Annotated in this window: 15 protein-coding genes and 1 pseudogene; 5 read left to right on the plus strand and 11 right to left on the minus strand. The window is 74.6% G+C overall.

Annotation, left to right across the window (positions count from 1 at the left end; all coding sequences use genetic code 11):
* Nucleotides 1–33 precede the first annotated feature (33 nt).
* On the plus strand, nucleotides 34–1,533 hold the full coding sequence (locus ABD973_RS05135) for an AlkA N-terminal domain-containing protein (RefSeq protein ID WP_345498794.1): 1,500 nt from the start codon (nucleotides 34–36) through the stop codon (nucleotides 1,531–1,533).
* Nucleotides 1,530–2,045 carry a methylated-DNA--[protein]-cysteine S-methyltransferase gene (locus ABD973_RS05140; protein WP_125823092.1) on the plus strand — a complete coding sequence of 172 codons (516 nt, stop codon included), beginning with the start codon at nucleotides 1,530–1,532 and terminating at the stop codon, nucleotides 2,043–2,045. The genes ABD973_RS05135 and ABD973_RS05140 overlap by 4 nt, the downstream gene beginning before the upstream one ends.
* A gap of 1 nt (nucleotide 2,046) precedes the next feature.
* Here ABD973_RS05140 and ABD973_RS05145 read toward each other — a convergent pair whose 3' ends face one another.
* From ABD973_RS05145 to ABD973_RS05155, 3 genes are read right to left on the minus strand one after another with little or no spacing between them, the layout of a single operon-like run.
* Entirely contained in the window at nucleotides 2,047–2,475 is a 429-nt protein-coding gene (locus ABD973_RS05145) for a hypothetical protein (protein WP_042802173.1), read from the minus strand.
* A gap of 46 nt (nucleotides 2,476–2,521) precedes the next feature.
* Entirely contained in the window at nucleotides 2,522–3,022 is a 501-nt protein-coding gene (locus ABD973_RS05150; RefSeq protein ID WP_125823091.1) for an NUDIX domain-containing protein, read from the minus strand.
* A 59-nt stretch (nucleotides 3,023–3,081) separates the two neighbouring features.
* On the minus strand, nucleotides 3,082–4,794 hold the full coding sequence (locus ABD973_RS05155; RefSeq protein ID WP_345498798.1) for a BCCT family transporter: 1,713 nt from the start codon (nucleotides 4,792–4,794) through the stop codon (nucleotides 3,082–3,084).
* A gap of 142 nt (nucleotides 4,795–4,936) precedes the next feature.
* On the opposite strand from ABD973_RS05155, the gene ABD973_RS05160 reads away from it, so the two are divergent.
* Complete coding sequence (locus ABD973_RS05160) at nucleotides 4,937–6,085, plus strand: glycerate kinase (protein ID WP_125823089.1); 1,149 nt, start codon at nucleotides 4,937–4,939, stop codon at nucleotides 6,083–6,085.
* A 223-nt stretch (nucleotides 6,086–6,308) separates the two neighbouring features.
* On the opposite strand, the gene ABD973_RS05165 is transcribed toward ABD973_RS05160, so the two are convergent.
* Nucleotides 6,309–6,914, minus strand: coding sequence for a cysteine hydrolase family protein (locus ABD973_RS05165; protein ID WP_345498799.1), 606 nt, complete (start codon nucleotides 6,912–6,914; stop codon nucleotides 6,309–6,311).
* Nucleotides 6,915–7,027: 113 nt separating this feature from the next.
* Here ABD973_RS05165 and ABD973_RS05170 point away from each other — a divergent pair, with 113 nt between their 5' ends.
* Nucleotides 7,028–8,014 carry a GlxA family transcriptional regulator gene (locus tag ABD973_RS05170; protein ID WP_345498800.1) on the plus strand — a complete coding sequence of 329 codons (987 nt, stop codon included), beginning with the start codon at nucleotides 7,028–7,030 and terminating at the stop codon, nucleotides 8,012–8,014.
* Nucleotides 8,011–10,809, plus strand: coding sequence for a SpoIIE family protein phosphatase (locus ABD973_RS05175; RefSeq protein WP_125823087.1), 2,799 nt, complete (start codon nucleotides 8,011–8,013; stop codon nucleotides 10,807–10,809). Before ABD973_RS05170 ends, ABD973_RS05175 begins: the two co-directional genes overlap by 4 nt.
* A 15-nt stretch (nucleotides 10,810–10,824) precedes the next feature.
* Here the strand turns inward: ABD973_RS05175 and ABD973_RS05180 are convergent, their stop codons facing one another.
* The 7 genes and pseudogenes from ABD973_RS05180 to ABD973_RS05210 all read right to left on the minus strand — a co-directional run bounded on the left by ABD973_RS05180 (nucleotide 10,825) and on the right by ABD973_RS05210 (nucleotide 18,790).
* Nucleotides 10,825–12,894 (minus strand): SpoIIE family protein phosphatase, encoded by a 2,070-nt coding sequence (locus tag ABD973_RS05180; protein WP_345498803.1) that lies wholly within the window; start codon nucleotides 12,892–12,894, stop codon nucleotides 10,825–10,827.
* Between the two features lie 135 nt (nucleotides 12,895–13,029).
* Nucleotides 13,030–13,509 carry a DUF3574 domain-containing protein gene (locus ABD973_RS05185; RefSeq protein ID WP_345498806.1) on the minus strand — a complete coding sequence of 160 codons (480 nt, stop codon included), beginning with the start codon at nucleotides 13,507–13,509 and terminating at the stop codon, nucleotides 13,030–13,032.
* 144 nt (nucleotides 13,510–13,653) lie between these two features.
* A pseudogene (locus ABD973_RS05190) lies at nucleotides 13,654–14,688 on the minus strand (NsdA family TPR-like regulatory protein); the annotation flags it as partial.
* Entirely contained in the window at nucleotides 14,571–15,779 is a 1,209-nt protein-coding gene (locus ABD973_RS05195) for an MAB_1171c family putative transporter (protein WP_125603272.1), read from the minus strand. The gene ABD973_RS05195 and the pseudogene ABD973_RS05190, both read right to left, overlap by 118 nt.
* Complete coding sequence (locus tag ABD973_RS05200; protein ID WP_125823085.1) at nucleotides 15,776–16,390, minus strand: hypothetical protein; 615 nt, start codon at nucleotides 16,388–16,390, stop codon at nucleotides 15,776–15,778. Before ABD973_RS05200 ends, ABD973_RS05195 begins: the two co-directional genes overlap by 4 nt.
* A gap of 191 nt (nucleotides 16,391–16,581) precedes the next feature.
* Nucleotides 16,582–17,769, minus strand: coding sequence for an amino acid aminotransferase (locus ABD973_RS05205; RefSeq protein WP_125603274.1), 1,188 nt, complete (start codon nucleotides 17,767–17,769; stop codon nucleotides 16,582–16,584).
* Complete coding sequence (locus ABD973_RS05210; protein ID WP_241253431.1) at nucleotides 17,762–18,790, minus strand: DMT family transporter; 1,029 nt, start codon at nucleotides 18,788–18,790, stop codon at nucleotides 17,762–17,764. Before ABD973_RS05210 ends, ABD973_RS05205 begins: the two co-directional genes overlap by 8 nt.
* Between the last annotated feature and the right edge of the window lie 63 nt (nucleotides 18,791–18,853).

The following is an 18,853-nucleotide window of genomic DNA, read 5'->3' on the forward strand; positions in this document are numbered from 1 at the left end:
CCCTGCCCAGGGTGCGACCGGGATGCTGGAGCCATGTACACCGACACCGACCGCTGCGTGCGGGCCGTGCGGTCGAAGGACGCCCGGTTCGACGGGTGGTTCTTCACCGCGGTCCGGACGACCGGCATCTACTGCCGGCCCAGTTGCCCGGCCGTGCCGCCCAAGGTCGAGAACATGAGCTTCCTGCCCAGTGCCGCCGCCTGCCAGCAGGCCGGTTACCGGGCCTGCAAGCGGTGCCGCCCCGACACCAGTCCCGGCTCGCCCGAGTGGAACGCCCGCGCCGACGCCGTCGCACGCGCGATGCGGCTGATCCAGGACGGGGTCGTGGACCGCGAGGGCGTGCCGGGGCTGGCGCTGCGGCTCGGGTACTCGACCCGGCAGGTCGAGCGGCAGCTCAACGCCGAGCTCGGTGCCGGGCCGCTGGCCCTGGCCCGGGCGCAGCGCGCCCAGACCGCCCGGCTGCTGATCGAGACCTCCGAGCTGCCGATGGGGGACGTGGCCTTCGCCGCCGGGTTCTCCTCGATCCGGAACTTCAACGAGACCGTCCGGGAGGTCTTCGCCCTCACCCCCGGCGAGCTGCGCCTGCGGGCGGGCCGCCGGGCGGGCGGGCGGGGCGAGCCGCGGATCCCGGGGACGATCGGCCTGCGGCTGCCGTACCGGGCGCCGCTCAACCCCGACAACCTCTTCGGGCACCTGGCCGCGACCGCCGTTCCCGGGGTGGAGGAGTGGCGTGACGGGGCCTACCGGCGGACGCTGCGGCTCCCGTACGGCTCCGGGGTGGTCGCGCTGACGCCCGGCCCCGACCACATCGGCTGCCGGCTCGCGCTGACCGACCTGCGGGACCTGACCATCGCCATCAGCCGCTGCCGCTGGCTGCTCGACCTGGACGCCGACCCGGAGGCGGTCGACGGGCAGCTGCGCACCGATCCGCTGCTGGCCCCGCTCGTGGACAAGGCGCCCGGGCGCCGGGTGCCGCGTACCGTCGACGCGGCGGAGTTCGCCGTACGGGCGGTCCTCGGGCAGCAGGTGTCCACCGCGGCCGCCCGTACGCACGCGGCCCGGCTGGTGGCCGCGTACGGGGAGCCCGTGCAGGACCCGCAGGGCGGGCTGACCCACCTGTTCCCCTCCCCCGCCGCGCTGGTCGGCATCGACCCGGAGTCGCTGTCGATGCCGCGCAGTCGCCGCACGACGCTGACCACCCTGGTCGCGGCCCTGGCCGACGGTTCGCTGCCGCTCGGCATCGACAGCGACTGGGAGGCGGCCCGCGCCCGTCTGTCCGCGCTGCCCGGGTTCGGGCCGTGGACCACCGAGGTCATCGCGATGCGGGCGCTGGGCGACCCCGACGCCTTCCTCCCGTCCGACCTGGGGGTCCGCAAGGCCGCGCGGGCGCTGGGGCTGCCGTCCACGCCCGCCGCCCTGACCGCCCGGGCGGGCGGCTGGCGGCCCTGGCGCGCGTACGCCGTCCAGTACCTGTGGGCCACCGACGACCACCCGATCAACCATCTGCCCGTAGCACAAGGAGCACCGTCGTGAGCAGCACCGTCAGCAGCGTCAGCAACAAGGTCCACACCGTCGTCGGCAGCCCGTACGGGCCGCTCACCCTGGTCGCCTCCGACGGGGTCCTCAGCGGGCTGTACATGACGGGCCAGCGGCACCGGCCGGCCGAGGAGTCCTTCGGCGAGCGGGTGGCGGACTCCGAGGAGCCGTTCCCCGAGGTGCGGCGGCAGCTGGCCGCGTACTTCGCCGGGGAGCTGACCGAGTTCACCGTGCCGGTGCGGCTGGAGGGGACGGCGTTCCAGCGCAGCGTGTGGGAGCAGCTCGTCCGGATCCCCTACGGGCAGACGTGGTCGTACGGGCGGCTCGCGGCGGAGCTCGGCAAGCCGAACGCCTCGCGCGCGGTCGGTCTGGCGAACGGGAGGAACCCGGTCGGCATCATCGTGCCCTGCCACCGGGTGATCGGCGCCTCGGGCTCGATGACCGGGTACGGCGGCGGCATCGAGCGCAAGGTGCGGCTGCTGGAGTTCGAGAGCGGCGTCGGGGCCTAGGTCAGATCACCACGAGCGGGGCGAGCAGGGCGAAGCCGGCGCCGGCTTCGACGGCGTAGGCGTAGAGGGACGGGTGCTGGACGGGGGCGGCGAGCAGGACCACGCTGTTCTGGGTGGCGGCAGCCTTGATCCAGTCGTCGTCGGCGCCCAGTCGGCCCTGGTACCAGCCCTCGCAGGCGCCGGGGCCGGTGACGGCGAGGACGTCGTCCTCGCGGCGGTAGAAGGCCTGCCAGCCCTCGGCGGGCGCGGACCAGCCCTCGAAGTCCTCGAAGGCGGACCAGCCGCCCTCGCGTATCGCGGTGTCGAACAGCCAGATCGGCATGCCCTCTTCGGAGACCTCGCCGCCCGACTGCTCGTCGGTGGTGAAGTGGACCATGGGGAGGGCGTCGGGCCCGTCGGCCGTGCTCGGCCAGGCGTACATCGTGATCATCTGTTGATTCTGCCCTGGTCGGAGGAGTCCAAGTTCGCGGGGTGGTTCAGGGGTTGACCGGCCGGCGGCCGTTCTCCAGTTCCACGGTGCCCTCGCCCGTCTCCAGGGCGCGGTACGCCTCCCGGGTGCGCAGGCCGAGCGATCCGAGGAGGTGGCCGGTGAGTTCGTCGGGTTCGACGAGCTTCCAGGAGAGCAGTTCCTCCTCCTGGAGTCTGATGGAGTCGAGCTGTACGGCGTCGAGGACGCCGCCGTCGTAGAGGTAGGCGACGAGCGGCGGGCGGCCGGCGCCGACGCTCCAGTCGACGGCGAGGAGCCGGCCGAGGGGGACGTCGATGCCGATCTCCTCGGCGCTCTCGCGCCGGGCGGCCGTACGGGGTGACTCGCCGCTGTCCGATTCGACCGTTCCGCCCGGCAGGGCCCAGCCCTCGCGGTAGTTGGGCTCGACGAGCAGGACCCGGCCCCGTTCGTCGCGGAAGAGGGCGGCGGCTCCGGCCAGCACCCGGGGCAGGCTCGCGATGTAGGTGGCGAAGTCATCCGTGGTGGTCACGCGGCCACCCTAACCGGCGGTACGGGCCGCCGGGCAGGGCGGGCCCGCGCGGAACCCGTTCAGGTGCCGTCGCCGTCCTCGCGGTCGCGTCCCCGGGATTCGGCGACGCGGCGCAGCCGGGGGTGGCGGGTCTGGCCCTGCTCGGTGATGGCGTCGCCGACCATGGCCTTGACGGCGTCCCGCAGCCCGTGGAGGGCGGGGTGGCGGGCGGGTCCCGCGCCGGGGTCCTCGCGGAGTTCCTTCAGGAGCGCCCAGCACAGCAGCAGCATGACGATCACGAAGGGCAGGGCGACCAGGATGGTCGCGGTCTGCAGGGACTTCAGGCCGCCCGCGACGAGCAGGACGGCGGCCACGGCGGCCATCAGGACGCCCCAGGTGACGACGAGCCAGGTGGGAGGGTGCAGGGAGCCGCGGCTGGTGAGGGAGCCCATGACCAGGGACGCGGAGTCGGCGCTGGTGACGAAGTACGTCATGACCAGGGCCATGGCGACCCAGGAGGTGAGGGTGCCGAGCGGGAGCGCGTCGAGCATGGCGAAGAGGGAGGCCTCGGCACCTTCCTTGACCTTGGAGGCGAGGTCGGCGGCGCCGGTGGAGTCGAGGCGGATGGCGGTGCCGCCCATGACGCAGAACCAGACGACGGTGGCCCCGCTGGGGACGAGCAGGACGCCGATGAGGAACTCGCGGATGGTGCGGCCGCGGGAGATGCGGGCGATGAAGGTGCCGACGAAGGGGGCCCAGGACAGCCACCAGGCCCAGTAGAAGATGGTCCACGCGCCGAGCCAGGCGCTGTCGGTGAAGGCGCCGGTGCGGGAGGCCATGGGCAGCAGTTCGTGCAGGTAGCTGCCGACGCCGGCCGGGATGACGTCGAGGATGTAGACGGTCGGGCCGAGGACGAAGACGAAGAGCATCAGGGCGGCGGCGAGCACGATGTTGACGGTGCTGAGCCATTTGACGCCCTTGTGCAGTCCGGAGAAGGCGGACAGTACGAAGGCGGCGGAGAGCGAGGCGATGATGACCAGCTCGACGCCGGTGGAGTCCTCGATGCCGGTGGTGATGTTCAGGCCCTTGGCGACCTGGAGGGCGCCGAGGCCGAGGCTGGTGGCGGTGCCGAAGACGGTGGCGAAGACGGCGAGCAGGTCGATGGCCTTGCCGGGCCGGCCGGCCGCCCGCGCCTCGCCCATGAGCGGGACGAAGGCGGAGCTGAGGCGGTTGCCGCGGCCCTTGCGGAAGGTCGCGTAGGCCAGGGCGAGGCCGGCGATGCCGTAGATGGCCCAGGGGGTGAGGGTCCAGTGGAAGAACGAGTAGTCCAGGGCGGCGCGGGCGGCGGCCCCGGTGCCGGGGGCGGCGCCGCTGGCGGGGGGCGGGTGCAGGTAGTGGGTGAGCGGCTCGCCGACCCCGTAGAACATCAGGCCGATGCCCATGCCGGCGCTGAACATCATCGCGATCCACGCGAGGTTGCCGAACTCGGGCTCGGAGTCGTCGGCGCCGAGCCGGATCCGGCCGAAGCGGCTGATCGCGAGGACGACGCACAGGACGAGGAAGACGTCGGCGGCGATCACGAAGAGCCAGGCGAAGTTGGCCAGCACCCAGGCCAGGGCGGTGGAGGAGGCGGTGTCGAAGGAGTCCTTGCCGAGGGCGGCCCAGCCGACGACGGCGAGCACGGCGAGCACCCCGACGGTGACGACCCCGAGGTCGGGTGAGTCGTCCGCCGGACCCCCGGACCCCGTTCCGGGGGGGTCCGGACGTGCTTGTTCCAGTGATTCCGCGCTCATGGGGCCACACTATGCGGGGATATATCCCTATTTACGCGCATGGCGCGCCGCATGTGGCCCAGGCCACTCGTGGGCATAGGAGGATCCTCCGGATAAGCTCATGGTGGCGCGACTGCACTGTTCGATAGCAAGGGATAGCAAGGTGACGGACGGAGCAGTAACTGAGGCCGCGCGCGTGCTCATCGCCGCGGACAAATTCAAGGGTTCGCTCACGGCCGTTCAGGTCGCCGAGCGGGTGACGGCCGGCCTTCGCAGGGCCGTACCGGACGTGGAGGTCGAGACCCTCCCCGTCGCGGACGGCGGCGACGGCACGGTCGCGGCCGCCGTGGCGGCCGGTTTCGAACGCCGGGAGGTACGGGTCACCGGCCCCCTCGGCGACCAGGTCACGGCAGCTTTCGCCCTGCGCGACGGCACCGCCGTGGTCGAGATGGCGGAGGCCTCCGGGCTCCAGCTGCTGCCGGCGGGCACCTTCGCCCCGCTGACGGCGACCACGTACGGCTCCGGCGAGGTGCTGAAGGCCGCGCTGGACGCGGGCGCGCGCTCGATCGTCTTCGGTGTGGGCGGCAGCGCGACCACCGACGGCGGCGCGGGCATGCTGGCCGCGCTGGGCGCGGTGTTCCTGGACGCGAACGGCGAACCGGTCGGTCCGGGCGGCGGCGCGCTGGCGCAGCTGGCGTCGGCGGACCTGTCCGGGGTCGACCCCCGCTTCGCGGAGGTGGAGTTCGTCCTCGCCAGCGACGTGGACAACCCGCTGACCGGCCCGAAGGGTTGCGCGGCGGTGTACGGCCCGCAGAAGGGCGCCTCGCCGCAGGACGTGGCGGCGCTCGACGCGGCGCTGGCGCACTTCGCGGTGGTGCTGGAGAAGTCGATCGGCGCGAAGGCGGCCGAGCTCGCCGCCTCCCCGGGCGCGGGCGGTGCGGGCGGCATCGGCTACGGCGCGCTGCTGCTGGGCGCCAGCTTCCGCCCCGGCATCGAGCTGATGCTCGACGTCCTGGGCTTCGCCCCGGCGCTGGAGCGGGCCACGCTGGTCATCACGGGTGAGGGCTCCCTGGACGAGCAGACCCTGCACGGCAAGGCCCCGGCCGGTGTCGCGGCCGCGGCGCGGGCGGCGGGCAAGCCGGTGGTGGCGGTGTGCGGGCGGCTGCTGCTGGGGCAGGAGGCCCTGGAGGCGGCGGGCATCCGCAAGGCGTACCCGCTGACGGACCTGGAGCCGGACCCGGCGAAGTCCATCCCGAACGCCGGTCCCCTGCTGGAGCGCGTAGCGGAGAACATCGCCGCCGAGGTCCTCTGACCCGGGCCGGCCGTGGCCCCGAGGCCCGTCACCCCCTGCGGGGTGACGGGCCTCGCCCGTCCCCGGGGCGGAGCCGCGGCGGGGCCGGCGGGCTATGAACAGCCCCGCCGACGTCTGAGGCGCGGGGGTCTGGGGGCAGAGCCCCCGGGGAACGGGCGAAGGGCGGGTAGGGGACCGCTCCGCGCAGCGGTGGTCGCCCCGCTCCCGCACGCACCCGCACCGGCTACGCGGCGTGCGCCGCCCCGGCGGCGTCGAGCACCTCGGCCGTGGTCAGCACGCGGGCGAAGCCGCCGCCGTGGAGGTTGACCGCGGTGGCCGCGGCCAGTTCGGCGGCGGTCAGGGACAGGCCGTCCGGGCCGGCGAGGTCGAAGGTGTGGGTGGCGTCCAGCGGGACCAGTACCTCGTAGCCGAGGTTGCCCGCCATCCGGGCGGTGGTCTCGACGCACATGTTGGTCTGGATCCCGGTCACGACCAGCTGGCCGATGCCGCTCGCCCTGAGCCAGGCGTCCAGGTCCGGGGTGCCGTAGAAGGACGAGTTGACGGTCTTGGTGACCAGCAGCGCCTCCTGGCCCCGGCGGTCCTCGACGAGGTCCTTGAAGGCGTGTCCGGGGTGGTCCGGGGCCAGTACCGAGCCGGGCCGCAGCGAGGCGTGCCGCACCAGGACCACCGGGCGGCCGGTCTCCTGCCAGGCGTCCATGAGGGCGGCGATGTTCGCCTCGGCGTCCGGGTTGTCGCGCTTCCCCCAGAAGGAGGCGTCGTCGAAGCCCTTCTGGACGTCGATCACGAGCAGGGCGCTGTCGGCGGCGATCTCGATCGCGTTCTCTGTCATGGCTCCATCGTGTCCCGTCGGCCGCAGCCGCCCCAGGGGTCCCGGGTCTGCGAACCGATGAGATCCTGCCAGTCTGGCAGTACCGCCCGCCCGGGCTCTGGCACAGTGGCCCCATGCAGCGCGTCGCCATCGTCGCCCAGCCCGGGATCCGCGGCTTCGACCTCGCCGTCATCACCGAGGTCTGGGGCCCCGACCGCAGCCGCACCGGAGTCCCCGTCTTCGAGCTGCGCCGCTGCGCCCTGGACGACGGGCCGATCTCCCTGCCGGGCGGGCTGACCCTGATGCCCGACCGGGGCCTGGACTGGCTGGGGCAGGCCGACCTGATCGTCGTACCGGCACTGGCCGAACCCGCCGACCCGACGCCCGAGCCCGTCCTCGCCGCCCTGCGCGCGGCGCACGCCCGCGGGGTTCCGGTGGCCGCGCTCTGCGCCGGGGCGTTCGTCCTCGCCGAGGCGGGGCTGCTGGACGGCCGCCGGGCGGTGACGCACTGGTGGCTGGCCCCGCAGCTGGCGGCCCGCTACCCGGCGGTGCTGGTCGAGGAGGCCCCGCTCTTCGTGGAGGACGACGGGCTGTGGACCTCGGCCGGGGTGGCCTCCGGGATCGACCTGTGCCTGCACCTGGTCCGCGAGGCCCACGGCGCGGAGGCCGCCGCCGCCATCGCCCGCTCGATGGTCACCGGCCCCTTCCGCACCGGGGACCACGCCCAGTACCTGGACCGGCCCACCCCGGCGGCGGACCGCACGGCCGAGGCGCTGGCCGCCGTACGGCAGCAGGCGCTGCGCAGGCTGCACGAGCCGCTGGACGTGGCGACCCTGGCCCGCTGGGCGGGCATGTCCCCGCGGTCCTTCGCCCGGCACTTCACGGCGGCCACCGGCACCACGCCGCACAGATGGCTGCTGAGCCGCCGTCTGGACGAGGCCCGCAAGCTCCTGGAGCGGACCGACCATCCGGTGCCCGAGGTGGCCCGGCGCGCGGGGTTCGCCAGCGAGGTCACCTTCCGCCAGCACTTCGGTGCCTCCTTCGGGCTGAGCCCGCGCGCGTACCGGGCGGCCGCGGCCACCGCTCCCGCGGGCGGCGACAGTGTTAGAAATGGCTCATGACCGGACGTTCGGGTCGGCACAGGGAGACGCGGCCCGCGAGCCTGCCCGCACGCCTGTGGGCGGCCCGGCACAGCATCGCCGGACAGGTCTTCTCCGTCACCGCCGTCATCGTGCTGGTGCTGATCGCCGCGGCCGCGCTGGCCCTGGTGTTCCAGGCCCGTTACGACAGCGAGCGCGGCGCCCGGGACCGCTCGCTGGCCGCCGCCGAGGCCTTCGCGCACGCCCCCGGCCTGCCCGCGGCCCTGGCGTCGGCCGACCCGACGGCCGCGCTCCAGCCGCTGGCCGAGGGCGCCCGCCGCGGCGCGGGGGTGGACTTCGTCGCCGTCATGACCACCGACGGGGTCCGCTTCACCGACTCCAGACCCGAGCTGATCGGCCGGCGCGCCACCGGGGATCTCTCCCGGGCGGTGGCGGGCGCGTCCTTCACCGAGGTGTTCCGGGGGGATCCCAGTGACGCAGTCCGCGCCGTGGTCCCCGTACGGAACGGGCGGGGCGACGTCGTGGGGCTGGTCGCCACCGGCATCGAGGTGGAGAACGTGGGCGACGCCGTGGAGGGCCAGCTGCCGCTGCTGCTCGGCGCGGCGGCCGGCGCCCTGCTGCTGGGCACCGGCGGCGCCGCCCTGGTCAGCCGCAGGCTGCGGCGCCAGACCCGGGGCCTGGGCGCCGTGGAGATGGCCCGGATGAACGAGCACCACGAGGCGGTGCTGCACGCCGTGCGCGAGGGCGTGCTGATCGTCGGGGCCGACCACCGGCTGCTGCTCGCCAACGACGAGGCCCGGCGGCTGCTCGACCTGCCCGCCGACGCCGAACAGCGGTACGTCGGCGACCTCGGCCTGGACCCGCGCACCACCGAACTGCTGCTGTCGGGGCGGGTGGCGACGGACGAGGTCCACCTGGCGGGCGACCGGCTCCTCGCCGTCAACGTACGGCCCACGGAGCCGTTCGCCGGGCGGCCCTCGGGCAGTGTCACCACCCTGCGCGACACGACCGAGCTGGCGGCGCTGTCCGGGCGCGCCGAGGTGGCCCGGGAGCGGCTCCAGATGCTCTACGAGGCGGGCGTGCGGATCGGCACCACCCTGGACGTGGTGCGGACGGCGGAGGAGCTGTCGGAGGTGGCGGTGCCGCGCTTCGCGGACTTCGTCACGGTCGAGCTGCTGGAGCCGGTGCTGCGCGGGGACGAGCCCTCGTCGGCGGCGGGGGCGCACACCCGGATGCGCCGGGCGGCGATGAGCGGGACCCGCTCCGACCAGCCGCTCCAGCCGGTCGGGGACGTGATCCGCTTCGACGTGCCGACGGCTCCGATGGCCACGGCCCTGGCCGCCGGGCACGCGGTGCTGGCCGCCGACCTGCACGCGGCGATGGGCTGGCGGGCGCAGGACGAGGCGGGGACGAAGCAGGCCCTGGACTACGGCTTCCACTCGCTGATCTCCGTACCGCTCCAGGCCCGGGGCGTGGTGCTGGGCATGGCCAACTTCTGGCGGGCGGCCGACACCCCGGAGGCCTTCGACGAGGAGGACCTGTCCTTCGCGGAGGAGCTGGGGACGCGGGCGGCGGTGTCCATCGACAACGCCCGCCGGTTCACCCGCGAGCACGCGACCGCCGTGGCCCTTCAGCGGAGCCTGCTGCCCCGGGTGCTGCCCCGGCTGAGCGCGGTGGACGCGGCGTTCCGCTACCTGCCGGCGACGGCGGGGGTGGGCGGGGACTGGTTCGACGTGATCCCGCTGCCGGGGACCCGGGTGGCGCTGGTGGTGGGCGACGTGGTCGGGCACGGGGTGCACGCGGCGGCGACGATGGGCCGGCTGCGGACGGCGGTGCACAACTTCTCCACCCTGGACATGCCGCCGGACGAGCTGCTGGGCCACCTGGACGAGCTGACCGACCGGATCGACCAGCTGGAGGACGGGGAGTCCGGCGCGGGCGCCGAGGGCCCGGGCCTGGCCGGGGACGCGGAGGAGCCGCCGGCCGGGATCACCGGCGCCACCTGCCTGTACGCCGTCTACGACCCGGTGTCCGGGCACTGCACGATGGCCAGCGCCGGGCACCCCGGGCCCGCCCTGGTGCACCCGGACGGGCGGGTGGAGTTCCCCGAGCTGCCCACCGGGCTGCCGCTCGGGGTCGGCGGCATGCCCTTCGAGACGGCACGGCTGGAGCTGCCCGAGGGGAGCCGGCTGGTGCTGTTCACTGACGGGCTGCTGGAGGACCGCCACCGGGACTTCGACAGCGGGCTAGCGCTGCTGAGCGAGACGCTGTCGCGGCCGGGCCGCAGCCCCGAGCAGGCCTGCGCGGACGTGCTGTCGGCGATGCTGGTCCCGGTGCCGAGCGACGACATCGCGCTGCTGGTGGCGGACACCCGGCGGCTGGAGCCGGACCGGATCGCGGAGTGGGAGGTGCCCGACGATCCGGCGGCCGTCTCCCGGGTGCGGCGGGAGGCCGCCGCGCAGCTGCGGGACTGGGGGCTGGAGGAGGCTTCGTTCACGGCGGAGCTGATCCTCAGCGAGCTGATCACCAACGCCATCCGGTACGGGAACGAGCCGATCCGGGTCCGGCTGCTCCGCGACCGGTCGCTGATCTGCGAGGTCGCCGACGGCAGCAGCACCTCCCCGCACCTGCGGTACGCGGCGACGACGGACGAAGGGGGCCGGGGCCTGTTCCTGGTGGCCCAGTACGCCGAGCGGTGGGGCACCCGTTACACGGAGCGCGGCAAGGTCATCTGGGCGGAGCTGTCGTCGTCGGGCGGTGAGGCCCTGGTGCCGCTGGAGATGGACCTGGACGCCCTGGAGGACCTGGGCTGGTGAGGACCGCCCGACTCGTCACGGGGTGCGGGAGGTGCGGGCCAGCAGGACGGCCACGTCGTCCTGCGGAGCCTCGGGCAGCAGCCGGGCCAGGACGTCGTCGCACAGCTCCTCCAGCGGCCGGTCCGCCCGGCGCAGGGTCCGGGCGAGGCGGTCCATGCCCTCGTCGAGGTCCCGGTGGCGGCACTCGATCAGCCCGTCGGTGTACAGGGCGAGCAGGGTCCCGGGCGGCAGCGGGACCTCCTCGGTGCGGAAATCCCGCCCGCCGGTGCCCAGCGGGGGGCCGGGCGGCCCCTGGAGGAAGGCGACCCGTCCGCCGGGGGTGGCCACGGCGGGCGGCGGGTGCCCGGCGCGGGCGACGACGCAGCCGCCCGTCGCCGGGTCGTGGACGGCGTAGACGCAGGTCGCCATCTCGTCCTCGCCGAGGTCGGCCACGACCGCGTCCAGGGAGCGGAGCATCCGCGCGGGCGGTACGTCGTGGCGGGCGAGGGTGCGCACGGCCGTGCGGAGCTGGCCCATGACGGCGGCCGCGTGGATGCCGTGGCCCATGACGTCGCCGATGACGAGGCCGGTGCGGCCGCGGGGCAACTGGATGACGTCGAACCAGTCGCCGCCGACGTCGTGCTCGCTGGCGGGCAGGTAGCGGCCGGTGAGTTCCAGGCCGGGCACCTCGGGCAGGGCGCTGTTGGTGAGGCTGCGCTGGAGGGTGAGGGCGGCCTGGCGCTGGCTGGTGTACATGCGGGCGTTGTCGATGTTCAGGGCGGCCCGGGCGACCAGTTCGTCGATGAGGACGCAGTCCTGCGCGTCGAAGGGCTCGCGGGAGCTCAGCCGGGTCACGGCGACGGCTCCGAGGACCTTGCCGCGGGCGACCAGGGGCACCATGCGGGCCGATCCGAGGGTGGCGAGGTAGTCGCGCAGGGCGTCCGCGCGGGGGTCGGTGATCAGTGCGGGGATGTCGGAGGCGTACAGGTTCATGGGCACGCCCTCGGCGATGACGCGCTCGTAGACGGTCCCGGCGGGGATCTGGAAGGTCTGGCCGGGTGCGAGGCGGGAGGTGGGGGCGGCGGGGTCGGGGAAGGTGGCGGCGAGCCTGCGCAGCACCCCGTGGGCGGAGGCGGCGGCGACGGCGCTCTCGTCGGGGTCCAGGACGGTTTCGAGGAGCTGTACGTCGGCGGAGTCCGCGAGCTGCGGGACGAGGAGGTCGGCGATCTCCTGGGCGGTGCGGCCCAGGTCGAGGGTGGTCCCGATGCGGGTGCCGGCCTCGGCGAGCAGGGCGAAGCGGGACCGGGCCCGTTCGGCCTCCAGGAGGGCCCGCTGGCCCTCGGTGATGTCGATGAGGGAGGCGATCAGGCCGAGGGGACGGCCGCTGCCGTCGAGCAGGGGGGCGTAGGAGCAGGACCAGGTGCGGTCGTGGCCGGGGTCGGCGGGGGTGCGGCCGGTGCGGCGGACGTCGACGACGGCGGTGCCGCGTTCGAGCACCTGGCGCATCGTGTCCTCCAGGGCGGTGGCGTTGACGCCGGGGACGACCTCGCTGAGGCGCCGGCCGAGGTGCTGGGCGGCGGGGACGCCGTTCATCCGGGCGAGGGCGTCGTTGACGCGCAGGAAGCGCAGGTCGGGGCCGAGGGTGGCCAGGCCGATCGGGGACTGGGTGAAGAGGCTCTGGAGGGCGGCGAGGGAGTCCCGCATGCGCAGGACCTCGGAGGTCTCGACGGCGATGAGCATGGCGCCGGTGCGGCCCTGGGGGTCGGCGGCGGGGACGATCCACATCTCCATGGCCACCCGGTGTCCGTCGCGGTGGCGCACGGGCAGGGTGCCGACGACGGTCTCGCCGGCCTGGACCCGGCGGGTCAGGTCGTCGGCGAGCTCGCGGTTGGCCTCGGGGACGAGCACGGCGGTGCCGGGGCGGCCGAGGACGTCCTCGGGGCGGTGGCCCAGCAGGTCCTGGGCGGCCAGGGACCACTCCACGACGCGGCCGTCCGCGTCCTCCCGCCACAGGGCGATCGGGAGCAGTTCGCGCAGTACGCCCGCGTACCCGACCGCCGCCGCCGGCGGGTCGGGCACCTTGCTCGTCGACTGGTACGTGTCCAATGCACCGACCTCACCCCGAGGGGGCCCAATTCGTACCGATTCACCCTATCCGAGCCCCCGGCGCGGGGCGCTCCGCACGGGCCCGGCGCCGACGGAGGGGCCCCGGTCCGGGCTCGCCGGACCGGGGCCCGCCGGTCAGAAGTCGACCTGGGAGCGGACGTCCTCCCGGCCGACCGATTCGAGCTCCCACATCGTGCAGTAGAGGCGGCGGATGTACTCGATGTCCGCGTTCCGGGCGCGGGCCTCGCGCACCGGGTACATGACGGTCAGCTCGTACGATCTCTCGCGGTTGATGTCGCCGTCCTTGTCGCGCCACTGGCCGCGGCCCTCCTGGAGGGTCAGCCCGGCGGGGAAGCGCGGGGTGACCACGTCGGCGATGAACTTGTCGAACTCCTCGTCCGTGATCGGCGGGTGCCCGTCGTGCCGGCCGGTGCCGAAGTAGAGGTGGGTCGAGATGTACGGGCTGCCCGTCTGGGCGGTGTCCGCCTCGGCCGACGCCGCCGAGACGGTGCCGGCCCCCAGGGAGGACTGCGGGGCCGGCCCGCCGAAGGTGAGGAGGAGCGCCGCCGCCGCCAGCAGGCCGGCGGCGGGTGCGGAGATCCTTATGCTGCGCATGCAGTCGTCCAATCAGTCCGTGTGTCGTGCGCGGTCCGCGGACCGGCGGGTGCGCGGGACGCGCCGGGGCGGCCCCGGTGCGGTCCGGGAGGTCTGGGGGTGTACCGCGGGGGCGTCTCGTGACGTCCCGGCGGGGCTCGTGGGTCAGGCGGGCAGCGATTCCCGCAGGAAGGCCGCCGCGTCCCGCAGCGCTGCCGGGGCTGCCGGGGCCCGGTGCAGGGCCGCCGCCGTCCGGCGGAGGGTCTCGGTGGTGCGCACCGAGCCGATCGCGGCGGCTCCCGGGGCGACCCGCGCGATCAGCTCCTCCGCCTCGCGCCAGGCCCCGGCCCCGGCCAGGGCCGAGAGCAGCTCCGCGGTGAACAGGTGCCGGTAGGAGGGGCCCGGGGCGGTGGCCGCCCGGTGCAGCAGCGGGATGGCCCGGTCCCAGCGGCGCAGCCGGGCCTGGACCCAGCCCTCGTGGCCCAGCAGTTCGGCCTCGTCGAGCCACCAGGCCCAGTGCGGGTCCCGGCGGGAGACCCCGTCGAGGAAGCGGCCGCGGGCCCGGGAGATCAGCTCCAGGGGCTCCGTACGGGCTCCGAGCAGGGCCGTCGCGTGGGCCCGCCGGATCAGGACGAGGCCGGCGACGCGGGCCGGCAGCGGCCGGGGCCCGTCCGCCCGGGCGGCGGCCGCCAGGGCGGCGCGGGGCCGCCCGGTGTGGGTGGTGAGCATGCTGTGGTTCAGCAGGACCAGCCGGGCCGTCCAGCGGTCTCCGCAGAGGTCCGCCAGGGCCAGCGCCCTCGAGTTCATCCGGCCGGCGGCCCGGTAGCGGCCGGCGTCGAAGAGGATCCAGCCGATGACCTCGGTCAGCTCGGCGAGGGCCGCGAGCCGGTCCGGGCCGTACCCGCCGAGGGCCCGGGGGTCGGCCGACAGCTCCGGGATCCGGCGCACGGCCTCGCGTACGGCGGGCACGGCGGCCGTCGCACCCTGCCGGGCGTCCAGGGCCAGCAGGCGGCCGGTGGTGCGCACGGCGAGCCGGAGCGCCGCCTCGTGCTCCTCGGCTCCGCCGGGCGGGGCGGCCGCCGTCATGACAGCAGGCCGGCGTCGAGGGCGCGGGCGCGGCGCCGGCCGAGGTCGTCGAAGGAGGAGGCCACCTTGCTCAGCCAGTCCACCTCGTCGCGGAAGTCCTCGTAGGGGGGCCGCGCGGGGATGTCGCAGGCCTCGGCCCGTTCGGCCCGCTCGTGGGGCGGGCGGCTGAGCACGGCGCGCACCTGGAGCGCCTCGCCCAGCGGCGAGGTGGGGTCCTCCGGGAGCTCCAGGGAGCGGGCGACCCGGACGAAGTCCTCCAGGGAGAGGGAGGTGCGCAGGATCAGCTGGCCGTCGCGTATCTCGATGACGCGCCGGTAGAGGCGGTAGTGCGGGTCCCGGGGCGGCACCAGGTCGCGCAGCCAGGAGCGGGGCGGGTCCAGGGCGATGTCCGGGGAGGCCTCGTACAGGGCCCACCACAGGGGCCGCAGGCGGCGGTAGGAGCGGTAGCTGCGGGCCCAGCCGCGGGCCCGGGTGATGCGGATCCCCCAGGAGGGGATGGTCCAGCCGGCGATCTGGAGGAGGGCGCCGACGCTGCCGCAGGTCCACTGGATCGGGTCGAGCGCGGCCGCGTCGTAGTCCAGGCGCGTCCCGGCGATCTGGATGCCCCGGGTGACGCAGTAGACGAGGATCATGCCGGCGCCGACGGTGACGGTGCGCATGCCGACCTTGAGCCACTGCCGGTTGGCCATCGTGGTGAAGCGCAGCGACAGGCGGACCGTCTCGAACTGGCCGACGGCGCAGATCAGCAGGTAGAAGGACATGTAGAGGGCGTAGCTGCCGTGCTTGATGCTGAGCAGGATCGTGGAGGTGGCCGTCTCCGAGTGCGCCACGGGGCCGACGGCGAAGGACGCGACGACCAGGACGGCGAGGGCCGCGGCGAAGAACAGGACGCGGCGGCGCGCCGTGCGCCGGGCCTCGGCGGGCGGCGAGGACCAGCAGACGAGGACGACCTGCTGGGCGGCGGTCAGCACGACCACGGCGGCCTGGGTGATCAGCGAGGTGATGTTCGGCAGGCCGAAGAAGGCGGAGATGTGCAGCCGGAGCTGGTCCAGGTCGACCAGGAAGCTGATCCCGGAGCAGAGGAAGTAGGTGCACAGCGCCCACAGGGCGATGTCGTTCCTGCGGCGCAGCAGGTCGGGAAGGCGGTACGCGAAGGCCGCGAGGCCCACGAAGGCGCAGACCCACGCGAGGACGGTGTAGATCACGCGGGCCCCTGGTCGGGGCGGCCGAGCCCGCTCTCGATGCGGGCCACGATCTCGGCGGCCTCGTCGGGCACGCCCCAGGCGCGCTCGGTCCAGCGCTTGGTGGCGCGGGCCAGGATCAGCGAGGCCATGGTCTCGGCCTCCTGCTCCTCGTCGTCGCTGTAGCGGGAGCGCATGAGGACGCCGCGCACCGCCTCGGGGTCGACGTCCGAGAACAGCTCGCCGGGATCGCCCTGACCGGCCGCCGGGGAGGGTCCGGCACCGGGCTGGTCCAGCTGTACGGAGCCGTCGTGGTCGAAGGCTATGTGGGCGAGCTCGTGGGCGATGATGTGTTCCTTGTGCGACGCCGAAGCGGCCTTCTCGAAGGCGATGATGTCGAAGTCATCGGTTTTCAGCCATATGCCGAAGAGATGCCGCTCGGGGAAGGCCGTCGGAATCAAATGGATGGGCCGCCCGCGCTGCTCGCTGAGATATGCGTGGAGTTCGTCGATGCCGCAGCCGTGCTCCATGCCCCACTCGGAGAGCAGGGCCTCGCAGGTGTGGCGGACCTTCTTGAGACGGCGCCTGAGCCGTCTGTCCTCCGACGCCGGTAACCCGGAGCCAGGTAACTTCATCCCTCAGTCCTCCGGGGAACCCAGCGGTCGGACAATGCGGCCATGATGCCACACCCCAACTCGGCCCTGCTCAAGGCCAGTTCTATCCGGCCATTCACTTCCGGATTCCGGCTGCCGATTTCCCTTGACCAGGGATGACGGGGAGGAAATCGGCAATACACCGGAATTACCGGAAAGAGGCGGCCCTCCCGTCAGCGGCCCGCGAGCACTCCGGCGATGCCCCGCGCGAGGCAGGGGACCCGGTCGGCGGGGATGCCCGCGATGTTGACGCGCCCGGCGGTGGTCCCGTAGATGGCGTACTCCCGGCGCAGCCGGAGCATCTCCTGCGCCGTCAGCGGCAGCATCGAGAACATGCCGCGCTGCCGTGCGAGCGAGCGGGCCTGCGCCTGCCACCCCATCGCGGTCAGGCGAGCGGCCAGGTCCGTCCGGTTGGCTTCGATGCGGGCCCGCATCGCGTCCAGCTCCGCGCGCCACAGGTCCCGCAGCCCCGCGTCCTCCAGGACGGTGGTGACGACGGCGGCCCCGTGCTCGGGCGGCATGGAGTACAGGGTCCGGGCGGCGTTCTGCAGGGCCGTCTCGGCGTGCCGCACCGCCCGCGCCGACGCGCCGAGGACGATGGCGCAGCCGGTGCGGTCGCTGTAGAGGCCGAAGTTCTTGGAGCAGCTGACCGCGACGAGCATCTCCGGGACCCGTTCGGCCAGCAGGCGCGTCGCCGCCAGGTCGGCCTCCAGCCCGTCGCCGAGCCCGTGGTAGGCGAGGTCGACGAACGGGACCCAGCCGTCCCGGGCCGCCAGCTCCGCGAGCGCCGCCCAGTCCTCGGGCGCCGGGTCCGCGCCGGTCGGGTTGTGGCAGCAGCCCTGGAGCAGGACGACGTCGTCGCGGCGCGCCCCGGCCAGGTCGCGCAGGACTCCGGCGGCGTCGAACCCGCCCTCGGCGTCGCACCAGCCGAAGGTGCGGACCTCCAGGCCGGCGGCCTCCAGGATGGGGCGGTGGTTGACGTAGGCGGGGTCGCTGATCCACACCGTGGTGCCGGGGCGCGTCCGGCAGATCAGGTCGGCGAGCAGGCGCAGCGCCCCGGAGCCGGCGACGGTCTGGACGGCCGCGGCCCGGTCGGAGGGCCCCTGCGGGCCGAGCACCAGGTCCAGCAGGGCCCGGTTGAAGGCGGCGTTGCCGGAGAGCCCGCGGTACTCCTTGGACTCGGAGCGCTCGGCGAGGCGTATCTCGGCCTCGCGGACGGCGGCCATCACCGGGGTGCGGCCGGTGTGGTCGCGGTAGACGCCGAGGACCAGGTTGAGCCGCTCGGCCCGCTCGTCGGAGCCGAACTCGTACGTCAGGTCCCACAGCGGGTCGGTGGGCGGCGGGGGGAGGAGCTCAAGCATCTGCGGGGACCTCGGGGCGGGGGGCGGGACGGGCGGGGGCGGAAGCGGCGGGCGCGGAACCGGCGGGGGTGCGGCGGCGGTTGGCGAGCACGACGCCGGCGGTGATCAGCGGTACGCCGATCAGCACCGCCGGGGTCGGGGACTCGCCGAGGACGGGGACGGCGAGGAGGACGACGGCGACGGGGCTGAGGCTGCCGACGACGGAGCTGCGCTCGGCGCCGAGGCTGCGGATGGCGTAGGCGTAGAGCAGGCCGGCGCACAGCCCGACCCCCAGGCCCTGCACCACGAGGAACGTGGCGATGTCGCCGCCCGTGGCGTGCGCGAGGCCCGTCGGGAGCGCCCCGGTCAGGACCAGCAGCCCGATCACGGCGAAGGAGGGCAGGCACAGCAGGCCGATCGACCCGGCGGGGTCGAGGTCGACGTCCCGCAGCCCGACCGTGTACAGGGCCCACAGCCCGCTGGCGACCAGGAGGGTGCCGGCGCCCTCCAGGACGTCGGTGTCGACGGGGACGACGTAGCGCCAGACGAGGGCGGCCACCCCGGCCGCGATCAGCGCGAGCCCGGCGACCTGCGTGCCCTTCGGCAGTCCGTGGCCGCGGGCCGCCATCAGCGCGGCGACGAACAGCGGGACCATGCCGGGGACGATCGAGCCGACGAAAGCGGCCGAGGTCAGGGATCCGCCGTGCATGGCGGCGAGGAAGAACGGCACCCCCGCCCCACAGACGATCTTGAGTGCGGCGCCCGGCTTCACGGCGGCGATGCGGCGCCTGCGCCGCCACAGGGCCGGCGCCAGGACGAGCAGCGGGACGCCGAAACGCAGCAGGGCCGCGTCGGCGGGCAGGAGGCTGGAGGCGCTCAGGCCCCGGGCGCTCAGGGCGAAGGCCGCCCAGATCGCCACGGTCACCAGCAGCGCGGCCATGCCGCGCGCCTGCGGTGACGGTCCGCGCCGGGCGGGGTTGCCGGCCGGCGGGACCGCCGTGTCGTGAGGCGCGGCCGCGCCGGTGGTGTTGGTCGCGACCAAGGGATCTGCTCCAGCCTGTGAGAGCGGGCCGGTCCGGCCCGTTCGCGGGCAACGTTAGGGCTT

The sequence above is a fragment of the Streptomyces racemochromogenes genome, assembly GCF_039535215.1.
GTDB classification, from domain to species: domain Bacteria; phylum Actinomycetota; class Actinomycetes; order Streptomycetales; family Streptomycetaceae; genus Streptomyces; species Streptomyces racemochromogenes.

Excerpts from the sequence above, each read along its gene's own strand:
- ABD973_RS05135 (WP_345498794.1), top strand. The coding sequence starts at position 34 with ATGTACACCGACACCGACCGCTGCGTGCGGGCCGTGCGGTCGAAGGAC.
- ABD973_RS05145 (WP_042802173.1), bottom strand. The coding sequence starts at position 2,475 with ATGATCACGATGTACGCCTGGCCGAGCACGGCCGACGGGCCCGACGCC.
- ABD973_RS05155 (WP_345498798.1), bottom strand. The coding sequence starts at position 4,794 with ATGAGCGCGGAATCACTGGAACAAGCACGTCCGGACCCCCCCGGAACG.
- ABD973_RS05165 (WP_345498799.1), bottom strand. The coding sequence starts at position 6,914 with ATGACAGAGAACGCGATCGAGATCGCCGCCGACAGCGCCCTGCTCGTG.
- ABD973_RS05170 (WP_345498800.1), top strand. The coding sequence starts at position 7,028 with ATGCAGCGCGTCGCCATCGTCGCCCAGCCCGGGATCCGCGGCTTCGAC.
- ABD973_RS05175 (WP_125823087.1), top strand. The coding sequence starts at position 8,011 with ATGACCGGACGTTCGGGTCGGCACAGGGAGACGCGGCCCGCGAGCCTG.
- ABD973_RS05185 (WP_345498806.1), bottom strand. The coding sequence starts at position 13,509 with ATGCGCAGCATAAGGATCTCCGCACCCGCCGCCGGCCTGCTGGCGGCG.
- ABD973_RS05200 (WP_125823085.1), bottom strand. The coding sequence starts at position 16,390 with ATGAAGTTACCTGGCTCCGGGTTACCGGCGTCGGAGGACAGACGGCTC.
- ABD973_RS05205 (WP_125603274.1), bottom strand. The coding sequence starts at position 17,769 with ATGCTTGAGCTCCTCCCCCCGCCGCCCACCGACCCGCTGTGGGACCTG.